The organism is Acinetobacter sp. YH01003 (assembly GCF_013420525.1).
Taxonomy (GTDB): Bacteria; Pseudomonadota; Gammaproteobacteria; order Pseudomonadales; family Moraxellaceae; genus Acinetobacter; species Acinetobacter towneri.
Genome location: NZ_VOXY01000003.1, coordinates 192,282 through 218,412, shown reverse-complemented (window position 1 = coordinate 218,412; position 26,131 = coordinate 192,282). Strand labels below are relative to the sequence as shown.

The following is a 26,131-nucleotide window of genomic DNA, read 5'->3' as shown; positions in this document are numbered from 1 at the left end:
AACAACAAGACATACATACCAACGCCCACGGCTATCCTCTACAAATGAACCTGTTTTTAACGTGTATTTGCTTAAACCGTAGCTATCCCAAAGCTTAAATTGGTGTTTTCCATACTGGACATATCCAGTGGCATATTTGATAGCCACCTTTTTAAAGGGAACCCATCCCAAAGAGCGCCTTGCTGATTTTTTATTGCTGACACGCCATTTCAGCTTTGCCTTTTTAAATTGCTTTCTTCGGGTGACTAATTCTTCAGTTACAGCCTGAATGGTTTGACTATGTAAATTACATTCTTTGGATGTGCCTTTCGTATATTTGGCAATATCAAAAGCAGAGAGAAATTCACCTTTCCGCTTCAAATGCCTAAACCCTAAATCATTGACATAATTCCAGACGAAGTTCACTTCTGATGCTAGTTGGTCTAACACCTTGCAATGTTTGTCTTTTATACGTAATTTAAGGGTTTTCATGTACTTATATTAACAATCAAAACTCAAGGAAAATAGTCCTTAGTTAAATCAAACGACACTTCATGTCGTGTCGCTTATATCTCTGACCTGAAGGACTGAGTTTTACGCTCCATTTGATAAATGATTACACATTGAATAATTCAAATCCACTCGCCACCATCCTCTGGGCAAAAATCCTTTTCCCTGTTTCACGCTCACTTTCCAATACCAATTCAGGTAAATTCAATTCACGCTGAATCTTTAAAATCATTTCATGCAAAGGCTGAGCTTGGTTATTGCTACAAATATATGCTGGTTCTGGATGTTCCACGTGAAGCAAATATGCCAAAAACCCCGCCAAATCATCAATATGAATTCGATTTGACCAATGTATATTCGGGTAACTTTGCGTGCTTTCTGCAAGTTTGAGCATGCGTGCTGCCGATGTGCCATAAATACCCGAAGGACGTACAATCACACATTGTTCAGGATAAGCCTGTTGCCACAAGTGTTCCATCTGCAACAACAACTGACCTTGCACATCACTCGGCTTAGGCACAGTATCATCATCAATACATTCACCTGCGTTTTCACCATAAACCCGTGTAGATGACACCACAATAATTCGCTTTACAGGATGATCTTTTAATGCAGTAACAATCGGCTGAACAGAATCTACATAAGTCTGTTGATACTCTTCTACAGAACTCAAAACCGTATTTCGAGATGGTGCAAGTAATACATAAACGGCATCCACAGGTTGAATCTGTGATAAATCGAGCTGTTGAATATCCTGAAGCAGATGCGTCATATCAGGATCTGTTTTCGGACTGCGGCTAATTGTGGTAATTTGATGACCGAGCGTAAATAGTTGTTTTGCAACACGCTGCGATGTTTTACCATAACCAATAAATAGAATATGCATTCAGCACCTAATCATAGCATTTGAAGTTGAGGGGACATGGCTGCAGTCCATCAGTTGCAAGGGGTAGGCTCTGCCTCTGCCGCATTACTCGAAAAACTAAATATTTTCACCACAGATGACTTGTTGTTTCATCTACCGCGTGACTATGAAGATCGTAGCACGATCATTCCCATGAACCAATTAAACGTGGGGCGCAGCTATTTACTCGAAGGTGTGGTTAAAGGGGTCGATTTTCCACCGGGTAAACGCAAGTCGATGGCGGTCAATTTAGAAGATGAATTTGGAAAAATCACCTTACGTTTTTATCATATTTATAAAGGTATTACAGATCGTGCCAAACTCGGCAATCGTTTAAGAGTATTTGGCGAAGTACGGGTTGGGGCGCGTGGTCTGGAAATGTATCACCCCGAATTACAACTGATTACTGAACATACCCCACTGCCTAAAACCCAACTGACTGCCATTTACCCAAGCACCGATGGGCTGACCCAAGCCAAATTACGTGAATACGTCAAACAGGCCTTGACACAGCATAGTGATGATTTGCCTGAACTCCTGCCTGAAAAAATGACCAATGGCTATGCACTCAAACAGGCGTTGGATTATATTCATCATCCACCTTTAAATGCCAATATGCTGCAATTGGCACAAGGCTCTCACCCTGCACAGCAACGCCTGATTTTTGAAGAATTGGTGGCGCATCAAGTCAGTTTACTGACCCGACGGGCTTATATTCAGCAAATTGCCTCACCTGCCTTTTCCCCAAGTCAAAAACTAGCGCCTGCGTTACTCGGCAACATGCCATTTCAAATGACAGGCGCACAGCAACGGGTTTCGCAAGAAATCATGCAGGATTTGCAGCGTAATAAACCCATGCTGCGCTTGGTACAAGGTGATGTAGGTGCAGGTAAAACGCTGGTCGCTGCAGTCGCAGCGTGTCATGCGCTAGAAGAAGGTTGGCAAGTCGCGCTGATGGCACCCACTGAAATTTTGGCAGAACAACATTATCTGAACTTTCAAAAATGGTTTGAACCATTGGGCTTAACAGTGGCATGGTTGTCTGGCAAACAAAAAGGCAAAGCACGCGCAGCGGCTGAACTGAGCATTCAAGATGGTAGCGCCAATTTGGTGGTTGGGACACATGCGTTATTTCAGGACAATGTGCAATTTGCCAAATTAGGTTTGGTGATTATTGATGAACAACACCGTTTTGGGGTCGATCAACGTCTGGCTTTGCGCAATAAAGGTGCCAATCACACTACACCGCATCAATTGGTGATGACTGCAACGCCTATTCCGCGAACTTTAGCCATGTCCGCCTATGGCGATTTGGACACTTCGGTGATTGATGAACTACCGCCAGGACGTACACCTATTCAAACGGTGACTATTCCGCTAGATCGGCGTGAAGAAGTCTTACAACGCATTGCCAGCAATTGTGCCGAAGGCAAACAAGCCTATTGGGTCTGTACCTTGGTGGAACAGTCGGAAACCTTAGATGCGCAAGCTGCCGAGGCGACTTTTGCTGAAATTAAAGAACGCTTTCCTGAACTGAATATTGGGCTGGTACACGGCAAAATGAAAGCCGATGAAAAACAAGCCGTCATGCAGCAATTTAAAGACAATCAATTACAGTTGCTGATTGCCACCACAGTAATTGAGGTCGGGGTCGATGTACCGAATGCTTCAATTATGGTGATCGAAAATGCCGAGCGTTTAGGACTTTCACAGCTACATCAGCTACGTGGACGAGTCGGACGGGGTGCCAAAGCCAGTTTTTGTGCCCTGTTGTATAAAAATCCACTTTCGCAAAATGGACAAGAACGCTTGCGGATTATGCGGGAAACCAACGATGGTTTTGTGATTGCAGAAAAAGATTTAGAACTGCGCGGCCCAGGTGAACTCTTGGGAACCAAACAAACGGGAGATATGGGCTTTCGGGTGGCTAAATTAGAACGGGATGATCATTTGTTGGCACAGGCGCATCATGTGGCACAGCAAATTTTAAACGATTATCCTACACATGCCGAAGCTTTGCTAAAACGCTGGCTGCCTGAGGCACCACGTTATGCCTATGTTTAAACGGATTGCAGTCCTAAGATGACTCAGCCGATCAATCTACTACAATGCGGCATACAATGGCTGCGCCAACTGCAACCGTGTCAGCTCTGCCATAGCGACACGCAATGGCAACATTCGGTCTGTCAAACCTGTTGGCAACAATTGCCGTGGCGTAGCCAAGCGGTACAACGACAAGAAATGCAGATTCAAGTCACTTTTGATTATCACTATCCAATTAATCGCATCATTCAACAATTTAAATATGAACAGCAGTTACATTACCAACTGCTTTTAGTAGGCGCGCTAAAACAACTGTCTTATCCTAAAATCCAAGCCATTGTACCGATGCCAATTTCCACTGCCCGCTTGACTGAACGCGGCTACAATCAATCTTTATTGTTAGCAAAAGGACTAGCGCGGCATTTAAATGTCCCGATTTGGCAACCTGTGACCCGCTTACAACAGCACGCGCAAAAAGGCTTAAGTCGCTTAGAACGATTGGAAGACATCCAACAGCAATTTCAAATTCAGAATGCGCCTAAAATCCGTTTTCGTCGGGTTTTAATTGTGGATGATGTGGTCACGACGGGCAGTTCAATTCATGCACTCAAACAGCAGTTGCTCAAGCTCGGCTGTCAAAAAGTCGAGGCGGTTTGTCTGGCCAGTGCTGAATAAAAAAACTATTCGGTTGAATATGCTCAACGCATTAAAAAGTTGAACTTAAAATATAGAAGAATGATCAACTGCTCTTAATTTTGTTGTAAATATTGTTTTAACCACGGCATCACCACTTCACGGGTCAGCGGTGCCAACAAAGTATCTTGATCATCCAAATCTACCCACTTCATTTCGGCAATTTCAGCAGCAATTTTTGGTGCCTGATCAAGCTGAACCCAATACACATAACTGACCAAACGGCAGTCGGGCTCATTGGCCGTTGCTGTTTCATAGCGTCCAATAAATTGTTGAATTTGCGCCTGACAGCCAATTTCTTCGGCAATTTCTCGCAACATGGTCGTTTCAGGCGCTTCATTGGGTTCTAATTTGCCACCGACCTGCATAAAACACGCGGTATGCTGTTTACGCACCACCAATAACTGCTGTTTGACATTTAAAATAATTGCAGCTGCAACGGTAATGATGTTGTTGATCTCAGCCATTTTATTTCGCCAGTTCCTGCTGCACCCACTCTAGCTCAGGCACTTCCCATTTCATTTCAGGAACACGGTATTGTTCAAATTGCTGCAAAATATTGTCAATACAATTCGATACAATCAATGCCTCACAAAAACGTGGCTGAGTAAAACCTTTTTCAGAGGTCTGTCTTAAAAACTTCAGCAAATCATCATAAAAGCCAGCTACATTAAAAAAGGCACAGGGTTTTGAGTGAATTCCTAATTGTGCCCACGTCCATTGCTCAAAAATTTCTTCTAAAGTTCCAGAACCACCCGGCAAAGCAATAAAGCCCTCGGCCAATTCTGACATTTTTATTTTGCGGGCATGCATGTTTTCTACGATGTGTAATTCGGTCAAATGCGGATGCGCCAATTCATGCTCTGCCAAACTTTCAGGCATGACACCAATTGCACGCCCACCTGCGGCCAAAGTACTATCTGCCACCACACCCATTAAGCCTGAGCGTCCACCGCCATAAATTAAAGTTTTGCCTTGTGCAGCCAATGTTTCACCCACTTTTCGTGCATTTTCAACAAAAACTGAATCTTTTCCTGGGGCAGAACCACAGAAAATAGCAATTGACGACATCATTTTTTCACCATGTTATCTGGCTGTCATGCCATAAAATTAAACTTCAGGGAGATTTTTAAATAAAATAGCATTCTGAGCAGTGTATTTAGTAAGATCCTTGTCTAAAATACACCCATCCACAAAACCCATACTGCGCAAGGAGAAAAGACGAATGCTTGAAGCCTTTTATGCCACAGAGCGCGGTAGTCTGGAAGATGCCACCATTAACGGTGGTTTTGATTTGCATCCAGATCTGGTCTGGATTGACCTGATTGCCCCTTCACAAGAAGAACAGCAATGGGTACTAGACGCATACTCACAAAATTTACCAACCTTAAAATCTTTGGAAGATATTTCATCTTCAGCGCGATTCTACCGTGATGATGACGGTATTTTACACATTAGTACCTATTTTTTAACTAAAAATAAAAACTATCAAGTCGATGGTGAAACTGAAGACAATTCCAGTATTTTAGCCACAGTGCAAACCGTTGCCTTTATTTTACATAAAGAACACCTGTTTACCCTACGCGGTGAAAAATTAGTGGCGTTTCGGGCATTTCGGGCACGGGCACGACGTAACGACTACGAAATTGATTATAAAGACCCGACTTGGGTGCTTTTAGGCTTGCTTGAAGCCAAACTGGACGAACTTGCGGATATCTTAGAAGATATCCACAAGGACTTGGAAAAGTATTCCACAGAAGTTCTGAATAACCGTCATCGTGAGCAAATTTTAGACCTCGATGACATGATTACCCGACTGGCACAATTAGAAGACATGCTTGGAAAAGCGCAATTGTGTTTGATTGATTTACGTCGTGTCCTGACCTTTTTGGCACGTCCGCGTGCGTTGGGTAGTCATATTTACGATGCCGACATTCGAGAACTCAGTGAAGATGTACGCTCACTGGTCGAACACGATGCCTTCTTATTCCAAAAAGTGCGCTTCTTGCTCGATACCACTTCAGGCTTCATTAACACCGAACAGAACGACACGATTCGTCGATTCTCGATTTTGCCGAGTATGTTAGCGCCACCGATGTTAGTTGCCAGTGTTTATGGTATGAACACCGACGTGTTACCTTTTGCCAAAGGCACCACCAGTTTTATAGTGGTCAGTATTATTTTAATTGGCTTCTTTATTGGCCCATTAATTTACTTTAGATGGAAAAAATGGATTTGATGCCTTTTATTCCCTCTCTTTTTAGGCATAGGTATCTACACATCTTTAGGTACCTAGTGCAATGGTTGCGATTTCATTCAGTTCATCTATTGAATATTCTGAGAGCAGTTGAAGAGTATTTAGTAAAATCGAGAGTCCTGCCAATATGGCAGGCGCACTCTCTATCTTGCCTCTTTTCTGTTGTCTACCTGAGAGCCTAGTCAGAAATGCACGGACTTTCTGATTTTGTTCATCTGTACAACGCTGCACTCTCCACGTCAACACACAAGCCATGCAACTGATCAGCAAACGCCTTAAAATCGCTTCTGGCGTAGTCTGAAGCCATGACTCAATATCATGGCCTGCTTGCTTGAGAAGTTTGAAATAACATTCGATTGACCAACGCCAGTAATACCAAGTCGTCAATTCCACTGCGGTAATCTCGGTTGGTACATTGCTGATCAATGACCATCTTGCAACTGTCTTTTCATTAATATCTTTAACCACCGCAATAATCAGTCTAGCCTCAATTGCAGCACCTTAATCCAGTCAGCAAAACTGAATGGACTGGACCCTTATGCCTATTTAAGTGATGTGTTGAAAAGACTGCCGACACAGAAAATAATCCAGGTTGAAGAATTACTACCGCATAAGTGGAAGCCTGCCTGACTCAAATAAGCTTCACCGGATGCTTACGAATAAAGCGGGAAACTAAACGCAATAAAAAAGCACCTTACAAGAAGGTGCTTTTTTGATGGTTTTTTCAGTTTTAGACGATTAGCTGCAAATCATCTTGCAAATGACAGGCTTGAATGATCTTCATCATTTTTTCAGGAACCGCTTTAAACTGTAAGCCCTTGGCTTCAGGCGTCTGACGCAACCATTGCACCAAAACGGCCAAAGCTAAAGTACTCCCGTGTTCTAGCTGCGCCAAATTAACCACCAAAGGCAACTGCTGCTGACGAATCAACTGCAGACCTTTTTGGTAATATTGCTCTGCATTACTGAAATCTATTTTTCCAGAAACACATAATTCCTGATTTGATAATTCAATCACGCCACACCTAACCTATTTTTTCTTTTCAACCGCAGCTTCTGCATCTGGCTTAAAGGTTGCAATGGCTTTATCAATATTGCCACCATTACGCTTCACGTTCGCTGCAAACTGGTTACGGAATTGCAAACCTAAATCAATACCCGACACGTTAATGTTACGGATTTTCCATTGGCTGCCTTTGTCTGCCAACTGGAATGACACAGGAATTTTTTCACCATTATGCAAGAAATCAATGGTCACCACTGGGTTCTTGCTGTTGGTCGCCTTATAAGGACGCATGGTGTAGCTTTGGTTGCTAAATTTCGCAAACGCTGTGCCATAGTTCTCAATTAAGGTTTCACGGAAGTTTTTCTCAAACTGCGCGCGTTGTGCTGCTGAACTGTATTGGTTCGTTGCATAAGTCCCCATCACAATACGGGTAAATGCCTGCGCATCTACATACGGATCAAGGTTTTGACGCACAATCGTTTTGACCAATGCTGGATTGTTCTGCAATTTAGCATGATCTGCTTTTAAACGTGCAATCAAGCTATCGGCAACTTTTTTCACAAAAGCTGGTGGCGCTTCTGCAGGTGCAGCAAATGCAGTTCCTGCCAACATGGTTGAAAGTACACTTACCGCCAGAGTTTGCTTTAAAAGTGTTTTCACGGACAATCTCCTTCATTACTCAACAAATGACACTTCTGCATCTGTTGTTTCAGCTGTCGCTGTATCTTTATCTGCATCTGACGCTGCGTTGGATGTTTTCGCTGCACCGCCAGTAATAAACTTACTGATTAAATCTTCTAAATCCATGGTGCCTTGTGTGTTGGCAATACTTTCGCCACGCTTCACAAAGTTCAAACCACCACCTGGAACCACTTTGAGATATTTCTCACCCAATAGACCATTGGTTGCTACCATTATGTAAGCATCCTCATCAATACTGGTGATGGATTTCATGTTACCCAACAGTTGTTGTTCCATTTCTTTTTGTTGCTGAGGGCTTGCTTCTTGGTATTCTGCACTGTAACGCAATTCTTCAAGCGCATAATTTTGCACTGTTTTTAGTTGTTCAGGATTAAAACTGGTCAACTTGCCATCCAGTTCAAATTCAACTGTAGCCAAACGCGATACAGGGTCTAGGGTAATATCATTGACGCGACCAATGGTGACACCGCTCATAGTGACTTTGGCGCGTGGTTTTAAACCATTCACGTTGTCAAAAGTTGCGGTCATATTGTAACTGTCGCGCAAATTGGTACCCACCAATCCACTGACTTTCATAGCCAAGAAAAATAATGCAATGCCTGTCAAAATGACAAATACACCTACGGCCAGCTCACTTGTACGTGATTTCATTAAACACCTCCGAACATGACCGCAGTCAACACAAAATCAAAACCTAAAACACATAATGAAGAATACACCACGGTTCGTGTGGTCGACGTCGCAATGCCTTCCGATGTTGGAACACAGGCATAGCCTTGATATACTGCAATCCAAGTACAAATTAATGCAAAAACAAAACTTTTAATAATTGTGCCGTTAAAAATATCTTTATAGAACTGCACGCTGCTTTGCATACCGCTCCAGAAAGAACCTTCATCGACACCTAGAAAATCGACCCCAACCATTTTGCCGCCCATAATGCCAACCGCAGCAAAAATAATGGAGAGCATTGGCAGACTAACAATCCCAGCCCATAAACGTGGTGACACAATACGCTTGAGTGGGTCTACCCCAATCATTTCCATACTGGCCAATTGTTCTGTGGCTTTCATCAAACCAATTTCTGCAGTTAAGGCAGAGCCTGCACGCCCTGCAAATAACAGTGCAGCCACTACAGGTGCAAGCTCACGCAACAAAGTCAAAGACACCATCGTGCCCAACATGGCTTCCGAACCAATATTGACCAAAATGGAGTAGCCTTGTAAGCCCAATACCAAACCAATAAATAAACCCGACACCGCAATAATCAATAATGACATCACGCCAACACGGTACATTTGGTACAGGAACAGCTTCACCCCAAGTAGGGTTGGCATTGAAAATAGAATTTGCAACAACATTTGGGTGGCGACACCAATGCCACGAACACGCTCAATGACGCGTTGACCTAATGCGGCAATAGCATTCATGAACGCACCTCATCACTTAAATAAGCCCGATGGCTAAATTGATAATCGACTGGCCCTTCGGCAGCGCCTGTTAAGAACTGACGCACAAATGCCGATTCATGCTGTTTTAATTCTGCAGGTGTACCTTCGCCCTGAATCACGCCTTCCGCGATAATATAAATGTAGTCGGCAATTGATAAAGTTTCGCCAACATCATGCGAGACGATAATGGTGGTTAAATCCAACGCTTCTCGCAAGGAACGGATTAAACGGGTCAACACACCTTTTACAATCGGGTCTTGCCCTGCAAATGGTTCATCATACATGATCAATTCAGGGTCTAACGCAATCGCACGTGCCAATGCCACGCGACGGTTCATCCCGCCTGAGAGTTCTGCAGGCATGAGCTGTTCTGTGCCACGCAAACCGACTGCTTCAAGTTTTAAAGCCACCAGTTCTGCAATTAAATGTTCAGGCAACTGGGTATGTGCACGCAATGGAAACGCGACGTTTTCATATACGCTCATATCGGTAAATAACGCACCGCTTTGGAATAACATGCCCATACGTGCGCGCGCAGCAAACAACTCCTGACGCGACATTTGCGCAAGATTTTTTCCATCCAGAAAAATATCACCATGATCGGGAGTCAACTGACCACCAATCAAACGTAATAACGTGGTTTTACCAGTACCTGAAGGTCCCATAATGGCAGTAATTTGACCACGGCGAATCTTTAAACTGACATTTTCGAAAATGACACGTTTCCCTCGTTTAAAGCTCAGTTCATTGACTTCAATCAATGACGGCTCATGTTGAGGCATTGGATTATTCATAGCTGAGGGTCTTCCTGCATTTTTTCAGCACGCATACTATAAAGGATTGAAGCGCAAAATGTTATCTAGCAAATTTTTAAAAACTGTGCACGTATTGTTCAAGCAGTCTTATTATTGTTATTTAAATCACTTTTAGGACAGCAACAATTTAAAAGTAAGAAGAAATAATATAATACATTAAATTGCATAAGATGAGTGCTAAACCAATATACGGCATCATTCCCTCTCTCGTCTGCATGAGCAATCGTAAGCTATTGATGTTCATAATTAGCAAATATAGTTAAAAACGTGACTCATTATACATTTTATTTATCTAAAACAAAAATATTTAACATAAAAAAACCAGTGCTGAGCACTGGTTTTTCTTTATACAAATTGCTATCGCGATCTTAGTCGTTAAATTTACGACGTGGGCGATCAAAACCACCTTCACGGCGTGGACGATCTGAATTGAACTCGCGACGTGGACGATCTTCACCACCAAAAGAACGCTTAGGACGATCATCAAACGAACGTGGTTGACGGTCACCAAAACCACCCTCACGACGATCACCAAAATCACGTTTTGGACGATCACCGAAGCTACCTTCACGACGTGGTTTGTAGTCTACGCGGTTGCCACGGTTGTCATCATTCGCATCAAAACGCGGCTTATCGTTGAAGCCACCTTCGCGACGCGGACGGTCTGAATTAAATTCACGACGTGGACGGTCATCAAATGAACGCTGTGGACGATCACCGAAACCACCTTCACGGCGCGGACGGTCTGAGTTGAACTCGCGACGCGGACGATCTTCAAATGAACGTTGTGGACGGTCACCGAAACCACCTTCACGGCGTGGACGGTCTGAGTTGAACTCACGACGCGGACGATCTTCACCAAATGCAGGACGTTCACCACGTGGTTTGTCATCAAAGCTGCGACGTGGACGTTCATCACCGCCTTCACGACGTTTAAAGTTGCTTTCGCCTTCAAAACGACGACCGCCACCAAAACCGCCACGACCACCGCGACCGCCATCACGACGACCACGACCACCGTCACGACCAGAACGTGCTGGAGGTGGAGATGGCTCTAAGCCTTCAATTTCAGAAACGCTTAAACGTGCATCTAAGAAATCTTCCAACGCACGGATTTTGCCGCGCTCACGGTAAGTTGCCAAAGTAATCGCGTTACCAGTACGACCCGCACGACCTGTACGACCAATACGGTGTACATAGTCTTCATTTTTCATTGGTAAACCGAAGTTAATCACGTGAGAAATAGTTGGTACGTCTAAACCACGTGCTGCAACGTCTGTTGCAACCAAGATTTTTGCACGGCCTTCGCGAATGCTGCGTAAACGACGGTTACGAACGGTTTGTGGCATTGCACCGTGTAGTGCAACAACCGAGTGACCCGCTTCAGCCAATTCTTCAGCCAACATATCGGTATCTTCTTGAGTAGATGCGAATACAACCGCTTGATCTACACCTTCATCAGATAACCAGTGTGACAATAATTTTTTCTTGTGCTCGAAACCATCAGTCCAGTGTAAAGTCTGGGTGATGTCCATGTTCGTTGAGTGACCTGTTTCAATCGCAATACGTACAGGCTCATTCATCATGCGTTCTGCAAGTGTGATAATACGGCTGGCAAAAGTTGCAGAGAACATCAAGGTTTGCTTACGGTTAGCAGCTAAATCGCTAATCGCTTCTAGGTCTTCAGAGAAGCCTAAATCGAGCATACGGTCAGCTTCGTCTACAATTAAGGCATCAACTTTATCAAGTTTGATTTGACGACGGTTCACCAAGTCAAGTAAACGACCTGGAGTCGCTACAACCACTTGCGCACCTTTTAATTGTTGGATTTGCTTACCAAAAGGCATACCACCCATGATTGCTGCAATACGTACACCTTTCATGTGACGTACAAATGCAATCGCGTCTTGGCTAACTTGTTGAGCCAATTCACGTGTTGGGCAAAGCACTAAAATTGACGGCTGAGTAATAGCTTTCATACGCTCTTTAAATGGTACGAAAGTATCTTGATTAGCAAGCGCGTTTAAAGTTGGGAGTAAAAATGCAGCAGTTTTACCAGAACCTGTTTGGCTAGATACCAATAAGTCTTTACCTTCAAGTGCCGCTGGGATCGATTGTTCTTGAACAGGAGTCGGCGTAGTAAAGTTCAAGCCTTCTAAAGCTTGTTGTAAAGATTCATGTAAAGAAAAATCAGCAAAAGTTTTGCTCATAGAGATTTTCACCCTGAAAATGGGTGCTCCATTAAATAAAGTCAGATGGACATCGGCAAAAAGCGGTACAGCAATTATCGCTGACAATTTAAGATTCAGCGGCGATCCGAGTAACGACGATGTGATATAACGCACGCATGATTACGGCTTAACCTGAAGGAATCGCTTTAGCGATTGGGGCGCGAGATATCGTCCTCTCTTTGGACCGCACGCGCATACACAATGATTAGAAGAGAAATGTTCAGGTAATGAACAGAAATTAAGTGCGTGCGCGGATTATAGCAGGATTATTTTAAAAGTCACCTTATTTAATCGACTTTTGCAGTTTTTTGTGTAAACAGTGATAGATTCTGCTTTTATGGCTAGTATATGGACGATAACAACAGATTTAAAACCAGCAGTTTTAGACCGTTAGGTAAAAGAAAAGCCCTCAGGATGAGAGCTTTGCTAAGTGTCTTATTTAAGTATAAATATGATCAGCTGATTATTTCGCTGCTTCTCCCCAAGCAGGCACAACCGCTTTCATAAGTGGTTTTAACATTTTCATTGAACATGCCAAAACTTGCCCATTTTCCACAGAGTCGCTGCCACCACGTGCATCGACCACAGTACCGCCCGCTTCTTTCACAATTAACTCACCCGCAGCAATATCCCACGGTTTTAAGCCAAGTTCAAAATAACCATCTAAACGACCTGCAGCCACATAAGCCAAGTCTAATGCAGCAGAACCTGCACGGCGGTATTGAGCGCCTGCTTCTGTCACATTCAATAAACTTTCAAAATGGTTTTTGGCATAAGAAACAATTTCGCCATCGCGCTTAGCACGATAAGCATGACCCACTGCCAAGAAGGTGTTGTCTAAACTGTCTTTTACATTTACACGAATACGACGTTGATTCATCATCGCACCACGGCCACGGCTCGCAGAGAATAATTCATCTTTTACAGGGTCGTAAATAACACCGTGCTGTGTCACACCTTTGTGTTGCACTGCAATCGAAATACAGAAATGAGGGAAACCGTGAACAAAGTTTAGCGTGCCATCTAAAGGATCAATCACCCAACACCAGTCGGCATCGTGACCTTTGCCTTCCTGCATGCCAAATTCTTCGCCCAGGAAGCTGTGATTTTTATAACTTTTGCGTAATGTATCAATGGTCAATTGCTCGAGGTAACGATCTACGCGCGTTACAGGACCATCAATGCCTTTTTCTTCGACTTGTAGATCGAGTTTATGACGATTCTGATGCGCTTTTAAAAGCTCTTGACCAACTGTTTGAGCCGCACGCGCAGCCATCACCACCATAGGTTCCATTGAACACCCACTACAAATTTGAAGAGATTGATAAAGAATAATGCATGAAAGCCCCAATATTTTAGCAAATATTGAGGCTTTTGGGGAAGAAGTGTTGCTAAAAATTAATTCAATATAGATTGATGCAGTTTTTGCCAAGCATTTTGCATTGATTTTTCAATGCCTTGTGCATCTAAACCTGCCTGTTGCAGCATTTGACCATGTGTCGCTTGTTGCATAAAGCTATCTTCTAAACCTAAATGAATAATCGGTTTGACAATCTGGGCCTTCGCCAAGTATTCACTCACGGCACTGCCTGCACCACCCATAATCGCATGCTCTTCTACAGTGACGAATAATGCAGTGCTGTCTGCAATCTCAGCTAACAGTTTTTCATCCAATGGCTTCACAAAACGCATATTCACCACACGTACTGCGACATCATGCTGCTGAGCAAATGCTTCTGCCGCCTCAACTGCCGCTTGCACACGGCTACCAAAAGCCAGCACTGAAATATAGTCATCATATTGTGGATTGAACTGCGCCACAATTTCAGCTTGTCCTAATGGAATTGCTGTCATTTGCTGCTGAATTTCGACACCCAAACCATGCCCGCGTGGATAACGCACTGCTGCAGGACCGTTATATAAATAAGCGGTGTGCAGCATTTGACGACATTCATTTTCGTCTTTTGGCGCCATAATCACGATATTCGGTACGGTACGCATATAGGCGTAGTCGTAAGCACCTGCATGGGTTGGACCATCTTCACCCACCAAACCTGCACGATCGATGCCAAAAGTGACATCTAAGTTTTGCAAAGCGACATCATGAATCAGTTGGTCATAACCGCGCTGCAAGAAGGTAGAGTAAATCGCCACCACAGGCTTTAAACCTTCGCAGGCCATGCCCGCAGCCAAAGTCACGGCATGCTGTTCGGCAATCGCGACGTCAAAATAGCGTTCAGGAAATTGTTTGGCAAATTGCACCATGCCCGAACCTTCGCACATGGCTGGCGTAATTGCCAATAAACGCGAATCTTGTTCTGCCTGATCACATAACCACTGCCCAAATACATCAGAATATTTAGGTGCGGTAACTGGTGCAGCTTTGGCATGAATTTTACCAATGGCGTGATATTTAATTTGATCGGCTTCTGCAGGCGCAAAGCCTTTGCCTTTTTTGGTATAAACGTGAATTAAACGTGGGCCTTTACGTTTTTTCAGCGCATTGAATACGTGTGTGAGTTGTTCAACATCATGTCCATCGAAAGGGCCGAAATAATCAAACCCAATCGCTTTAAATAAATTGTCTGCAGCTTCAGTGGCAGCACAGTGTAAACGCGAGTTATACGTCCATTTCGGATGTGGCTGCACGTAAGCTTCGCCAGTTTCACTGACATAAACCGATTCACCACGTTCCCAAATAGCAGCAAGATGTTTAGCAAAGCCGCCTGTGCTGCATGAAATTGACATATCGTTGTCATTCAGCACCACCATCATATCGGCTTGGTGGGCCACTGCATCATTCATGGCTTCAAAAGCCATACCTGCTGTCATAGCACCATCGCCAATAATGGCAACAACCTCACATGGGTTTTGCTGATAACGTCGTGCCAACGCCATCCCCAAACCAGCAGAAATAGCTGTTGAGGAGTGACCAACGCCAAAGGTATCAAAAATAGATTCTTCACGTGCAGGAAATGCAGCCAAACCATCTTTGGCACGAATGGTGGTGAGTTGCTCGCGGCGTCCTGTCAGGGCTTTATGCGGATAAGCCTGATGACCGACATCCCAAATTAAGCGGTCGTGTGGGGTATTAAAGCAATAATGCAGCGCAACGGTCAGTTCGATCACGCCTAAGTTTGCGCCAAAGTGTCCTCCACTTTGACCTGCGGCATACAAAATGAATTGACGTAACTCATCTGCCACCTGAGGAAGCTGGCTTTGCGCGAGTAAACGTAATTGCTGCGGATGGTCAATCGCATCGAGCAATGGTGTTACAGGGCGTTGAGTTGGAATTTCTGTATACAGCATATGTGGCAAAGCCTTCTAAAGCCTGGCAAATCCTAAGCGAGGTCAATGGGAATTACTCGATCATATAACCGAATGGTATTACCTTCAATCAGCCACATTTCTAGCGATGTAGTTTTGAGCAGTGATTTCAGTTGGGCACACGTTGGGTGGGTAGATTATCCTGAATAATCTAACTATTTATCAACCATTATCGTGCGCTTTATACAAAAAAGAAAATCTTCTGTATAAATTCGTGTTCGCTATTCTACTAATGTCTGAGCATTACGCTATACTTTAAACAATTTATCGACTATTTCACGAGTTAAACAGTGCCGATTAAGTTTGTCGCAACCTCACGATTACCGACCGCATTTGGTGAATTCAACATTACGGTATTTCAAGATCCTGAAACTGGCGAAGAACACGTGGCATTATCCAAAGGTTTGGACACTGCGCCAACCCAGCCCGTTCTGGTACGGATTCACTCAGAATGTTTAACTGGCGATGCTTTCGCGTCTTTAAAATGCGACTGTGGCCCACAGCTTCAAGCCACTCAACGTCTGATTAATGACGCAGGACAAGGTGTGATTTTATATTTACGCCAAGAAGGTCGCGGGATTGGCTTGACCAATAAAATTCGTGCTTATGCCCTGCAAGATCAAGGACATGACACGGTGGATGCCAATTTAATGCTGAATTTACCTGCCGATGCACGTCGCTATGATATGTGCAGCATTATGCTAGATCATTTGCAGGTTAAAGCTGTGCGCTTAATCACCAACAACCCTTTGAAAATTCAAGCATTACAGGAACAAGGGATTACGGTGGTAGACCGTGTGCCTTTAACTGTGGGTCTAAATCCATTCAATGAAGAATATTTGCAAACCAAACACGAACGCATGGCGCACATGTATGATAAAGGTGACTTCTGAGTCACCTTTTAATTTTTGAATTAAATAATTTCTACTCAACTTACTTAAATCGTCATCGAAAAAATACGATTATTCGGCATACGGCGTTTTAAACGCAAATCAAAGGCCATACAAATATTGCGCACAAAAGGTTTACCTTTTTCCAAAATCTGAATGTGCTGATCTTGAATGAGCAGTAATTCATCTTCCTGCATTTCCTGTAACTGTTGCAGCACTTGCTCAATTTCAGGAAATGCCAATTCTGGACTGGCCCACGACGTTTCAAAGCTGCACATTAAATTTAAAATATGCTGACGTATTACCAAATCTTCCCGATCCAGCACATGCCCTTTAAACACAGGAATTTCATTGCAGGCTAAACGGGCATAATAATCTTCAATGCTTTTTTCATTTTGCGCAAAGCTATACCAACTGTCGCTAATAGATGAAACACCCAAGCCAATCATAAGCTGCGTTTTAGATGCGGTATAGCCCATAAAATTACGGTGCAAGGTACCATTTTTAAACGACTGATACATACCATCACGTTCTAAGGCAAAGTGATCCATCCCAATTTCATGATAACCATAGGCCAAAAGACGCTGTTTGCCTTCTTCATAGCACTGACGTTTTAATTCATCTTTAGGTACATCTTCATCTTTAAAACCACGCTGCCCATTGCCTTTAATCCATGGCACATGCGCATAACTGTAAAATGCCAAACGGTCTGGCATTAAACGTTGGGTCTGCTCAATGGTATTCAGTACATCGTCTAGATTTTGAAAGGGCAAACCAAAAACCAAATCATGTGAAATAGAATCATAGCCAATTTCACGCGCCCACTCGGTCACACGTTGCACATGCTCAAAAGGCTGCATCCGATGAATGGCGCGCTGCACTTTTTCATTATAATCCTGCACGCCATAACTGACCCGACGAAAACCCAAGTCATATAAGGCCTGTAAATGTTCGCGGGTGGTGTTATTGGGATGACCTTCAAAACTAAATTCGTGCTGTTCTGCCACTTTGGCTTTTGCCAGAATGCCTTGAATGAGCTGCGTCAAATGTTCGACAGAAAAGAAAGTTGGTGTGCCACCGCCCAAGTGAATTTCTTTAATGATGGGAGTGCTTTCGAGCAATTGGCAATATAAGTCCCACTCTTTTAATAACGCCTGAATGTATGGCTGTTCAACTTCATGGCGTTTGGTGACACGTTTATGACAGCCACAAAAAGTGCATAGACTTTCACAAAATGGCAAATGAATATACAGACTAATGCCTTCGCTGGCATTAGATTCATCAAAAGAACGCTTCAGCGTCTGCTGCCATGCCTCGGCTGAAAAAGTAGCATCATCCCAATAAGGTACGGTTGGATAACTGGTATAACGTGGTCCAGGCACATTGTATTTTTGAATTAAAGAATTTGCCTGCTGTGTCATCCACTCTGCCCCATTCAGTTAATTGCTGCTGACTAAAATTTAGATTGTAAAAACTATTGTGCTGAGCTTAGGCATGGAAATCAACCTAGTCTTTTGCTCGGAATACATGCTGAAATACAAAGCACCTTGCGCAATTGCCTGAGCGATTTGCAGCAAACTGGATAAACCCCTTAATTTTTAGACAGTTTTATGTTTTGATGTAAGCCATTTTATTTTTATCCTGAGGTGGCCATGTCGCATCCTACTCACGCGGATATTCAACGTGTACGTGAATTTCTTCTCGATTTGCAGGCGCGAATTTGTGCGGCTTTAGAACAACAAGAACAGGCAGGTGGTGGAAGCGCACAGTTTGAAATTGATGACTGGCAACGTCATGAAGGTGGCGGTGGTCGTTCCCGCGTCTTACAAAACGGTACGGTCATTGAAAAAGGCGGAGTGATGTTTTCGCACATCAATATTTCCAAACTGCCTGCTTCTGCAACTGAACGTCATCCAAATATTGCAGGCGCACCTGCGCAGGCGATGGGCGTGTCATTGGTAATTCACCCGAAAAACCCGCATGTACCCACCTCGCACGCCAATGTGCGTTTATTTGTCGCTGAACCTGAAGGACAACCGCCAATTTGGTGGTTTGGTGGTGGTTTTGACCTGACACCATTTTATCCAAATGATGAAGATGTGTTGGCATGGCACCAAACAGCACATGACTTATGTGCGCCTTTTGGCGATCAAGTCTATGCAGAACATAAACAATGGTGTGATGACTATTTTTATTTAAAGCACCGTGATGAACAGCGTGGCGTGGGTGGTTTATTTTTTGATGATCTGAATCAATGGGACTTTGACACCTGTTTCAACTATATTCAGGCGGTGGGTAACGGTTATTTGGCTGCAATTCTGCCTATTTTTGAGCGTAATCGTGACAAAGCCTATACCGAAGCACAACGTGAGTTCCAGCTTTACCGTCGTGGACGTTATGTGGAATACAATCTGGTCTATGACCGTGGCACTTTATTTGGCTTGCAGACAGGTGGACGGATTGAGTCCATTTTAGTCAGCTTACCGAACTTGGCGGGATGGTCGTACCGTCCTGAATGGGCAGAAGATTCCGCAGAGAAAAAACTCACTGACTATTATTTAAAACCACGCGATTGGTTAAATCTCAAGACGAGTTAAAGCTCGCGACTGGTGAAACCTTGCTACATCGCAGTGTAAAAAAGATCACATTCAAGGTTCAAAAAAGCGATTTTTCCACGAATCGCTTTTTTACTTACAAACTTTATTGCTTATTTTCAAATCAATAAATATGCACAGCATGAATTAACTGTCATGATAGTGCGGATGGATTTTAATAGATGATGTGACCGCGCACCCTATTCGACCATGCACAAATAGGATTTAACTATCCATACATCAAACCATGAGTCAAAGGCGAATTCATCAAACTGTCAAAGCCTTATGTCACACTGCGCCACATCTGTCAGGAGATCCGCATGTTTAGTCCGCTGTTCAAACACAAAATCTTTTTATTTTGGGCAACCTTTGCCATGTTACTTGGCTCAATTTGCATGACCTTTATTTTTGAAAGTCATCTTTCAGATGGCTTAGCCATTAGTAGCAGCATTTTAGCGGGCATTGCCATGTTCGTGATTGCCACTATTTTGGTATTAGAAACCGTTTTAGAGATTTGTAATCCTTAAGTCCAAAGACTCCCACCGTTTTATACCGCCATAGGCTTTAGTCCGCGCTGAATTTGACGTATATTGATGCACATTTCAGCACATGGATTTTGGCAAATGCGCAAACAATTTGCCGTGATTGGCAACCCAATTGAACAATCACGTTCTCCTGAACTGCATCATGCCTTTGCAGAAAAAACAGGCATTGACCTGCAATACAGCAAACGCCTTGCCCCTCTTGATGGTTTTAGAGACAGTGTTGCAGACTTTTTTAATCAGGGCGGTGTAGGCATGAATGTAACCGTGCCTTTTAAAGAGCAAGCATTTGCCCAATGTGGCGTATTAACCGAACGTGCCAAAATTGCCAAAGCAGTCAATACCTTGTGGATGCAAGATGGTGTTTTGCATGGCGACAATACCGATGGTCAGGGTTTGGTTGATGCCATTCGTGCTTTGGGCTGGAATTTAGAGCACAGTGATATTTTGATTATTGGCGCTGGTGGTGCAACCCGCGGGGTAATTTATCCGTTGGTACAAGCAGGCGCAAAAAAAATTGTGATTGCCAACCGCACCCTTGCCCGTGCTGAACAACTGGTTGCTGACCTACAAGCTGCCGTACCGCAAGCAGAATTACAAGCCATGGCACTTACCGATTTAACAGGTCAATTTGATTTAGCCATTAATGCGACGTCTGCCAGCTTAACGGGAGATGCCCTCACCTTGCCTGAGTGTTTGCAGTTTAATTTTGCTTATGAAATGGCTTATGGCAAACCTTCGAGCTTTTTAGAACAAGCCAAAGCGCGTGGCGTACCGACATCGGAAGGTTTTGGCATGCTGGTCGGACAGGCGATTGAATCTTTTTATATTTGGAATGGCGTGAAACCTGAATTAAAAGATTTCCTCTAAATCATCACCAAATAAAAATAGCCCTTGAGCAGCAAAGGGCTATTTTTTTATTTAAACTGGGCAATCTTGTTGAACGCTGATTGCCCATTTTTCACCCACGGTTTATTTTAAAAATTTCTGCATATCTTCATACACATCCATATATAACTCATAATCAATCTGTTCAGCCTGATCTTCAGTTAAAGTGCGAATTGAATTTTGGCTCAATTTGCCCTGCTGACGATCAACATACGTCTGCCCCAAAATGTGTGCCGTTTTCTTTAAATTCTCCAAGTCAGGCACATCCCAATCATAAGCTGCTTCATAGGCTTTTAAATATTGCTGAGCAAATATCTGTTGTGGTTGCTTGTATTGCTGTTTCAGCTTACGCCATTCAAGTGCGACTTTATTTTCATCGACTGCATCTTCAGTCAAATTATTGATACGACGACCAATTGCATTATTAAATTGCTCATCTTCTTCTAAATGATGCTTGGCTTGTAAAGCTTCAATCCGTTTTAGCGCGGCACCTTTCGGGTCATAGTAGCGCTCATCACTGAACCAATAGGCATACACTTCTGCCATTTCCTGCAAGGTTTGTGGACTAAGATTTTTTACCCACGTACTTTGCTCTGCTGCCATGTGCACTAAAAATAAAGTCTGATAAGTCTGACTAAAAGATTCTGTTTGTTGATAGGTTTTTTGTGCCAACTGCGCTAATTCTTCATCATAACTTAAGGCGGGTTTTGCAGTGGTCTTATCTTTATTTTCTGCAGTTTCCTGCTCCAAGGTACGCCCTAAATTTGTCACCCATTTTTCTAAAATTGAGTCTTTACTGACTTCTTGAATGGATTTGGCTTGACGCAGCGCACTACGGTCAATTTTGCTGGCTTGCCCATAATTCGCAATGCTGACATCGTTATACACATGAATTGTGCCGTAATTTTCGCGTTTAAATTGCAGTGCATAATCAATTTTTGCAGCACGCCCCTGATCATCTAAAGCCACATCAATTTGCATCGGTGTTTTTTTATCTTTAGGTGTAGCATTCATAATCTGTTGAATTTCAGCCTGATGTTTTTGCCACAAAGCTGCGAAAGCAGCGGCATCGACCAATTGTTCCGAACGGTATGGTTCAAAAACTTTAGCTAGCTTTTCTTGCGGTGAAGCAAAGTGCTCATCTAAAACCGATTGTGCCTGCTCAGCACGACTTGGGCTAAATGCTTCTAATTCATAGGCATAAGCACAGTAGGTTAAATCTCCAACTTTGGCTGTTTTTGCTGTTTCGATCAAACGCTGACAGTCTTGTTCGCTTAGCATACTTGCGGTGCTTGCTGAATCTTCTGCCTGCTCAGCAGCCGCTGCCTGAACGGCTTGTTCAGCTGCGATCATGGCATCTTCACTGGCATCTGCTGAATAATCTGCCACATTACTCACTGTCGTTTCAGTTGCATAAAATTTCTGACTGACCAAATCACGTAAAGCAAGGGTGGCTTGATACGCCACAAAAGCCTCTTGGCTCATGCCATAATCTTCAGCAGTTTCATTGTGTTTCAAGTAGTCTTCAACACTTTCTTTGGCCGATGTATCTTGCGTAATTTCAGCTTGTTCAGCAGCATCTTCGGTTGTGGTCGCCTGCCCCAATACAGTCTGTTGCAAATACGGTGCATTGACCTGATCAAACATGGCAAGCTGCAGCAACATATCTTCCAAACTACTGTTCAAACGAATTTTTTCACTAATTTTTTGCTGACGTTCTTGTGCAGTTAAAGATAACTTTTGAATATGTTTAGAATCTGCCAATACATACGGCACCGCATTCATGGCTTTTAAGTATTCGGCAAATTGTGCCACTTTAATCCGCTCAAAATCGGCTTTGTATTTAGAAAAGTCGATATAGGCAAAGTCATTTTGACTGTCTTTATTCACCAAATAAGGCAACAAAGAAAAATAGTTGGTATAGAACTTATATTCATTAAAATCGACCACCATCGGTACTTTCATTTGCACCAAAAGTGTCGGTTTTTCATAGCGTGCTGCCACATTCAAAGCAGCAATTTTTTGCCGATAATGCACCGAGCCATCGTAGCTAAACTCAGTATCATTCAATACATTCAACAGAAAATTAAAAGGACTCGATTTTTCGATTGCCCCTGCAGCATAGGAAGCAGAGTTTTGTTCCTTAGCCATTGCCGTATATAAGTTTTGTTTTTCTTGTGTACTTAAACGGACTTTTTGCTGTTTTAAATACTGATCTAATTGCTTTTTAAGTACAGGATCAAGTGTGGTAGGAGCAATATCCGTTACTTTTGGTGTTGCTTCAACTAAATTGCTCTGTACCCGTAATTTGCCCTGAAAATCATAACTAGGTGTTTCAAAGATGGCATTTAACCCCGTAATTGCCTTTTGTTCTATACTTACCGTCTGATTGGAATTGGTCTTAATGACATGCTGCGAACAACCTGTAGCAGCTAAACTAAAAAGACATAAAGATAAATATTTTAATTGTATCTTCATTGCTAAACACCTTATATTCATTATAGATTGGTCTGTTAAAACATATAGATTATGATACATTGTAACATAACACTTCATTCGTTTTTGTAAGGTGAATAATTTTCACTATTCGCATTTCTGACATTTTTATTCGCTATTCTTATCAATGTTTTTTGATCATGAGTGTGAATAATCAACATATCGATACAGATAATCCAAAACTATTTCTAAATTAGGATTAAGACTATGCCAGCATATAAAGCCCCATTACACGATATTCGTTTCTTAATGAACGAAGTGCTTGATTACCCGACCCACTACAAAAATCTTTCTAACGGTGAACTTGCGGACGCAGATACAGTCGATATGATTTTGGAAGGTGCAGCAGATTTCTGTGAAAATGTACTTTCTCCTCTTAATCAATCAGGCGATGAAGAAGGCTGTCATTTTGAAAATGGCAATGTGACCACACCGAAAGGCTTTAAAGAAGCCTATGACCAATTTGTGCAAGGTGGCTGGCAAGGTCTGTCTTATCCTGAACAATACGGCGGTCAAAACCTGCCAATGTCGCTAAACCTCATTAAATCTGAAATGATGGGTACTGCAAACTGGTCATTCCAAATGTATCCAGGTTTAAGCGTGGGTTGTATCAACACCATTATGCAATTTGGTACAGACGCGCAAAAAGATACCTATTTACCGCACTTGGTTGCAGGTACTTGGTCAGGCACCATGTGTTTGACTGAACCACAATGTGGTACCGACTTAGGTCAGGTAAAAACCAAAGCAGAACCACAAGCCGATGGTACGTATGCGATTTCAGGTACCAAAATCTTTATTTCTGCAGGCGAACATGACCTGACTGAAAACATCATTCATATTGTGTTAGCACGCCTCCCAGATGCGCCTGCAGGCACAAAAGGTATTTCATTATTTATCGTACCGAAATTCTTGCCAACAGCAGAAGGTACGGTGGGTGAGCGTAATCCTGTCACTTGTGGCTCTATTGAACACAAAATGGGGATTCGCGCGTCTGCAACTGCAGTCCTGAACTTTGACAATGCCGTGGGTTATTTGATTGGTGAACCAAACAAAGGCTTACATGCCATGTTTACCTTTATGAATACTGCACGTATTGGTACAGCAATTCAGGGGATTTGCCATGCAGAATTGGCATTCCAAGGTGCATTACCGTATGCCAAAGAACGTATGTCAATGCGTGCGCTTTCAGGTAAAAAAGACCCTGAAAAAGTAGCTGATGCAATCATTCACCACGCCGATGTACGTCGTATGCTCTTAACGCAAAAAGCCGTGGCAGAAGGTGGTCGTGCCATGATTTATCATGCTGCACAATTGGCAGATAAAATGAACGACGCTTTAATGCGTGGTGATACTGCAGCTTTTGAAGCGCATGATGACCATTTAGGTTTCTATACCCCAATCTTAAAAGGCTTCTTAACTGAAATGGGTTATGAAGCTGCCAACCACGGCATGCAAGTGTACGGCGGTCACGGCTATATTAAAGAATGGGGCATGGAGCAAATTGTACGTGATTCACGTATTTCTACCTTATATGAAGGTACAACTGGCGTTCAGGCGCTCGACTTGATTGGTCGTAAAGTGTTGTTAAGCTCTAAAGGTAAAGTGATTCGTGACTACACCGCTGAAATTTTGAAATTCTGTGGTCAGCATGCACGTAACAAATACATGCGTCGTTTTGCATGGGACTTAACCAAGCTATGTGCTCAATGGAACGCATTAACCGTGCGCATTATGTTGGCAGCTCGTAAAGACCGTGACATCGTATCCAGTGCTTCAGTGGACTTCTTGATGTTCTCTGGTTATGTCATGATGGCTTATTTCTGGGCGCAACAAGCGGCTGTGGCTTCGACCAAATTGGCTGAAGGCAATGGTCAGGAAACACCTGAGTTCTATAAAGCCAAAATCAAAGTTGCAGATTTCTACTTTGAGCGTTTATTGCCACGTACCCAAGGTCATGCAGAAGCAATGGTCAATCCATCTAAAACCATGACTGCATTAGCACCAGAACATTTTAGTTTTGACTACTAAAATATTCTAAGCAGATGTAAATCAAAAGAGCGCGTAATGCGCTCTTTTGGTGTTTACTTCAGAAAGTCAGTACTCGAATCTACACATCAATTAAAATTACTTTTAATGTGCTGTTGGAAAACCATGAAATACCCACTGAATCAGATATAAAATCAGAAAAATTAAAATCACTAGACATAAAATTTCTAGTCGTTTCATTCAATTCGCTTCTTAGCCTTGTCTTCTAGCAACATATAAATTAAATCAAGCTCAGGACAGACATATCCCATTGCGGTTAAAGCCGCGGTAATTTTCCCACGATGATGAGTTGCATGATTGAACACATGCATTAGGGTTGCAGCATAGGGTAAGTGCATCTCCACGCCAGTTGATGTTTTATAGTGCAGCTCTTGATGAAAAACATTCTCATCCACCTGATTTAAAAAATAAATCCAGTTTTCAGCCTTCTTTTCAAGTTGCTCAACAAGCTGTGTTCTGTTGGTTTCCACAATACTATCTAATGGCAAAATTGGTGAGTGGTGCAAAGCAAAACGTGGAAACCACAAATGATGCTCACCGACCAACAAGTGATTCAGAGTGCCAAAAATACTTTTAAAATATAAGCCCTGATCCAAGAAAAAATCATCATCTGAAACCAATAGCAAAGTCTGATTTAGTTTTTGAGTTGCCCAAAGATTATAGCGGGCAAGTAACTCAAACGTTTTTAAATCCATTTAAAATTATCCTATTTGAGTTTTATTATGAAAATTGAATCAAAAGTTCAAACTATATT

22 protein-coding genes and 3 pseudogenes are annotated in these 26,131 nt (G+C 42.9%); 9 read left to right on the top strand and 16 right to left on the bottom strand.

Translation table 11 applies throughout. The features are described 5' to 3' along the window. Both FTT70_RS05440 and FTT70_RS05435 read right to left on the bottom strand, forming a co-directional pair. Positions 1-471: pseudogene (locus FTT70_RS05440) on the bottom strand (RNA-guided endonuclease TnpB family protein); the annotation flags it as partial. 124 nt (positions 472-595) lie between these two features. Further along, positions 596-1,375 carry an NAD(P)H-binding protein gene (locus FTT70_RS05435; RefSeq protein ID WP_180168384.1) on the bottom strand — a complete coding sequence of 260 codons (780 nt, stop codon included), beginning with the start codon at positions 1,373-1,375 and terminating at the stop codon, positions 596-598. 36 nt (positions 1,376-1,411) lie between these two features. Between FTT70_RS05435 and recG the strand changes: the two genes are divergently transcribed. Next, positions 1,412-3,457 carry an ATP-dependent DNA helicase RecG gene (gene recG, locus FTT70_RS05430; protein WP_167846341.1) on the top strand — a complete coding sequence of 682 codons (2,046 nt, stop codon included), beginning with the start codon at positions 1,412-1,414 and terminating at the stop codon, positions 3,455-3,457. 18 nt (positions 3,458-3,475) lie between these two features. Further along, positions 3,476-4,111: a ComF family protein gene (locus tag FTT70_RS05425; protein ID WP_136144659.1), complete on the top strand. Its 636-nt coding sequence runs from the start codon at positions 3,476-3,478 to the stop codon at positions 4,109-4,111. Positions 4,112-4,185: 74 nt separating this feature from the next. Here the strand turns inward: FTT70_RS05425 and FTT70_RS05420 are convergent, their stop codons facing one another. Continuing rightward, positions 4,186-4,596 carry an NUDIX domain-containing protein gene (locus tag FTT70_RS05420; RefSeq protein WP_004974664.1) on the bottom strand — a complete coding sequence of 137 codons (411 nt, stop codon included), beginning with the start codon at positions 4,594-4,596 and terminating at the stop codon, positions 4,186-4,188. Between the two features lies 1 nt (position 4,597). Beyond that, a complete protein-coding gene (locus FTT70_RS05415) occupies positions 4,598-5,200 on the bottom strand; it encodes a TIGR00730 family Rossman fold protein (protein WP_026438479.1) in 603 nt (200 codons plus the stop codon). A gap of 154 nt (positions 5,201-5,354) precedes the next feature. On the opposite strand from FTT70_RS05415, the gene FTT70_RS05410 reads away from it, so the two are divergent. Next, positions 5,355-6,368, top strand: coding sequence for a CorA family divalent cation transporter (locus tag FTT70_RS05410; RefSeq protein ID WP_096901036.1), 1,014 nt, complete (start codon positions 5,355-5,357; stop codon positions 6,366-6,368). A gap of 45 nt (positions 6,369-6,413) precedes the next feature. Here FTT70_RS05410 and FTT70_RS05405 read toward each other — a convergent pair. After that, positions 6,414-6,887, bottom strand: a pseudogene (locus tag FTT70_RS05405) (transposase); the annotation flags it as partial. Between FTT70_RS05405 and FTT70_RS05400 the strand changes: the two are divergent. Beyond that, positions 6,876-7,016 (top strand): annotated as a pseudogene (locus FTT70_RS05400) (transposase domain-containing protein); the annotation flags it as partial. The pseudogenes FTT70_RS05405 and FTT70_RS05400 overlap by 12 nt on opposite strands. 100 nt (positions 7,017-7,116) lie before the next feature. Here the strand turns inward: FTT70_RS05400 and FTT70_RS05395 are convergent. From FTT70_RS05395 to dxs, 8 genes are all read right to left on the bottom strand, one after another. Next, complete coding sequence (locus FTT70_RS05395; RefSeq protein WP_004974653.1) at positions 7,117-7,404, bottom strand: lipid asymmetry maintenance protein MlaB; 288 nt, start codon at positions 7,402-7,404, stop codon at positions 7,117-7,119. A 12-nt stretch (positions 7,405-7,416) separates the two neighbouring features. Beyond that, positions 7,417-8,052 (bottom strand): phospholipid-binding protein MlaC, encoded by a 636-nt coding sequence (locus FTT70_RS05390; protein WP_004974651.1) that lies wholly within the window; start codon positions 8,050-8,052, stop codon positions 7,417-7,419. Positions 8,053-8,067: 15 nt separating this feature from the next. After that, entirely contained in the window at positions 8,068-8,745 is a 678-nt protein-coding gene (locus FTT70_RS05385; RefSeq protein WP_131260598.1) for an outer membrane lipid asymmetry maintenance protein MlaD, read from the bottom strand. Next, positions 8,745-9,524, bottom strand: coding sequence for a lipid asymmetry maintenance ABC transporter permease subunit MlaE (gene mlaE, locus FTT70_RS05380; protein WP_180095330.1), 780 nt, complete (start codon positions 9,522-9,524; stop codon positions 8,745-8,747). Before mlaE ends, FTT70_RS05385 begins: the two co-directional genes overlap by 1 nt. Continuing rightward, the gene (locus tag FTT70_RS05375; protein ID WP_004974642.1) at positions 9,521-10,339 is read right to left on the bottom strand and encodes an ABC transporter ATP-binding protein; all 819 of its coding nucleotides are present in this window, start codon (positions 10,337-10,339) and stop codon (positions 9,521-9,523) included. Before FTT70_RS05375 ends, mlaE begins: the two co-directional genes overlap by 4 nt. A gap of 389 nt (positions 10,340-10,728) precedes the next feature. Continuing rightward, the gene (locus tag FTT70_RS05370) at positions 10,729-12,570 is read right to left on the bottom strand and encodes a DEAD/DEAH box helicase (RefSeq protein WP_096901229.1); all 1,842 of its coding nucleotides are present in this window, start codon (positions 12,568-12,570) and stop codon (positions 10,729-10,731) included. Positions 12,571-13,054: 484 nt separating this feature from the next. Next, positions 13,055-13,885, bottom strand: coding sequence for an inositol monophosphatase family protein (locus FTT70_RS05365; RefSeq protein ID WP_180168383.1), 831 nt, complete (start codon positions 13,883-13,885; stop codon positions 13,055-13,057). 104 nt (positions 13,886-13,989) lie between these two features. Next, on the bottom strand, positions 13,990-15,900 hold the full coding sequence (gene dxs, locus FTT70_RS05360; protein ID WP_180168382.1) for a 1-deoxy-D-xylulose-5-phosphate synthase: 1,911 nt from the start codon (positions 15,898-15,900) through the stop codon (positions 13,990-13,992). Positions 15,901-16,208: 308 nt separating this feature from the next. Here dxs and ribA point away from each other — a divergent pair, with 308 nt between their 5' ends. Next, complete coding sequence (gene ribA / locus FTT70_RS05355) at positions 16,209-16,811, top strand: GTP cyclohydrolase II (protein ID WP_004974633.1); 603 nt, start codon at positions 16,209-16,211, stop codon at positions 16,809-16,811. Between the two features lie 44 nt (positions 16,812-16,855). Here ribA and hemN read toward each other — a convergent pair whose 3' ends face one another. Next, complete coding sequence (hemN, locus tag FTT70_RS05350; RefSeq protein ID WP_096901232.1) at positions 16,856-18,229, bottom strand: oxygen-independent coproporphyrinogen III oxidase; 1,374 nt, start codon at positions 18,227-18,229, stop codon at positions 16,856-16,858. A 231-nt stretch (positions 18,230-18,460) separates the two neighbouring features. On the opposite strand from hemN, the gene hemF reads away from it, so the two are divergent. The 3 genes from hemF to aroE all read left to right on the top strand — a co-directional run bounded on the left by hemF (position 18,461) and on the right by aroE (position 20,814). After that, positions 18,461-19,405 (top strand): oxygen-dependent coproporphyrinogen oxidase, encoded by a 945-nt coding sequence (hemF, locus tag FTT70_RS05345; RefSeq protein WP_179995202.1) that lies wholly within the window; start codon positions 18,461-18,463, stop codon positions 19,403-19,405. 317 nt (positions 19,406-19,722) lie between these two features. Further along, positions 19,723-19,929 carry a hypothetical protein gene (locus tag FTT70_RS05340; RefSeq protein WP_004974627.1) on the top strand — a complete coding sequence of 69 codons (207 nt, stop codon included), beginning with the start codon at positions 19,723-19,725 and terminating at the stop codon, positions 19,927-19,929. 96 nt (positions 19,930-20,025) lie between these two features. Further along, complete coding sequence (aroE, locus tag FTT70_RS05335) at positions 20,026-20,814, top strand: shikimate dehydrogenase (protein WP_104852603.1); 789 nt, start codon at positions 20,026-20,028, stop codon at positions 20,812-20,814. A 102-nt stretch (positions 20,815-20,916) separates the two neighbouring features. Here the strand turns inward: aroE and FTT70_RS05330 are convergent, their stop codons facing one another. After that, complete coding sequence (locus FTT70_RS05330) at positions 20,917-23,310, bottom strand: hypothetical protein (protein WP_180168381.1); 2,394 nt, start codon at positions 23,308-23,310, stop codon at positions 20,917-20,919. Positions 23,311-23,535: 225 nt separating this feature from the next. Between FTT70_RS05330 and FTT70_RS05325 the strand changes: the two genes are divergently transcribed. Further along, entirely contained in the window at positions 23,536-25,359 is a 1,824-nt protein-coding gene (locus tag FTT70_RS05325; protein WP_004974621.1) for an acyl-CoA dehydrogenase C-terminal domain-containing protein, read from the top strand. Positions 25,360-25,553: 194 nt separating this feature from the next. Here the strand turns inward: FTT70_RS05325 and FTT70_RS05320 are convergent, their stop codons facing one another. Then, positions 25,554-26,072, bottom strand: coding sequence for a DinB family protein (locus FTT70_RS05320; RefSeq protein ID WP_180168380.1), 519 nt, complete (start codon positions 26,070-26,072; stop codon positions 25,554-25,556). Between the last annotated feature and the right edge of the window lie 59 nt (positions 26,073-26,131).

Coding starts and splice junctions, on each gene's coding strand:
- FTT70_RS05365 (WP_180168383.1), bottom strand. CDS start 13,885: ATGGAACCTATGGTGGTGATGGCTGCGCGTGCGGCTCAAACAGTTGGT.
- aroE (WP_104852603.1), top strand. CDS start 20,026: ATGCGCAAACAATTTGCCGTGATTGGCAACCCAATTGAACAATCACGT.
- FTT70_RS05320 (WP_180168380.1), bottom strand. CDS start 26,072: ATGGATTTAAAAACGTTTGAGTTACTTGCCCGCTATAATCTTTGGGCA.
- recG (WP_167846341.1), top strand. CDS start 1,412: ATGGCTGCAGTCCATCAGTTGCAAGGGGTAGGCTCTGCCTCTGCCGCA.
- hemF (WP_179995202.1), top strand. CDS start 18,461: ATGTCGCATCCTACTCACGCGGATATTCAACGTGTACGTGAATTTCTT.
- FTT70_RS05420 (WP_004974664.1), bottom strand. CDS start 4,596: ATGGCTGAGATCAACAACATCATTACCGTTGCAGCTGCAATTATTTTA.
- FTT70_RS05425 (WP_136144659.1), top strand. CDS start 3,476: ATGACTCAGCCGATCAATCTACTACAATGCGGCATACAATGGCTGCGC.
- FTT70_RS05435 (WP_180168384.1), bottom strand. CDS start 1,375: ATGCATATTCTATTTATTGGTTATGGTAAAACATCGCAGCGTGTTGCA.
- dxs (WP_180168382.1), bottom strand. CDS start 15,900: ATGCTGTATACAGAAATTCCAACTCAACGCCCTGTAACACCATTGCTC.
- hemN (WP_096901232.1), bottom strand. CDS start 18,229: ATGACACAGCAGGCAAATTCTTTAATTCAAAAATACAATGTGCCTGGA.
- FTT70_RS05415 (WP_026438479.1), bottom strand. CDS start 5,200: ATGTCGTCAATTGCTATTTTCTGTGGTTCTGCCCCAGGAAAAGATTCA.
- mlaE (WP_180095330.1), bottom strand. CDS start 9,524: ATGAATGCTATTGCCGCATTAGGTCAACGCGTCATTGAGCGTGTTCGT.
- FTT70_RS05385 (WP_131260598.1), bottom strand. CDS start 8,745: ATGAAATCACGTACAAGTGAGCTGGCCGTAGGTGTATTTGTCATTTTG.
- FTT70_RS05325 (WP_004974621.1), top strand. CDS start 23,536: ATGCCAGCATATAAAGCCCCATTACACGATATTCGTTTCTTAATGAAC.
- FTT70_RS05410 (WP_096901036.1), top strand. CDS start 5,355: ATGCTTGAAGCCTTTTATGCCACAGAGCGCGGTAGTCTGGAAGATGCC.
- FTT70_RS05375 (WP_004974642.1), bottom strand. CDS start 10,339: ATGAATAATCCAATGCCTCAACATGAGCCGTCATTGATTGAAGTCAAT.
- FTT70_RS05330 (WP_180168381.1), bottom strand. CDS start 23,310: ATGAAGATACAATTAAAATATTTATCTTTATGTCTTTTTAGTTTAGCT.
- FTT70_RS05340 (WP_004974627.1), top strand. CDS start 19,723: ATGTTTAGTCCGCTGTTCAAACACAAAATCTTTTTATTTTGGGCAACC.
- FTT70_RS05370 (WP_096901229.1), bottom strand. CDS start 12,570: ATGAGCAAAACTTTTGCTGATTTTTCTTTACATGAATCTTTACAACAA.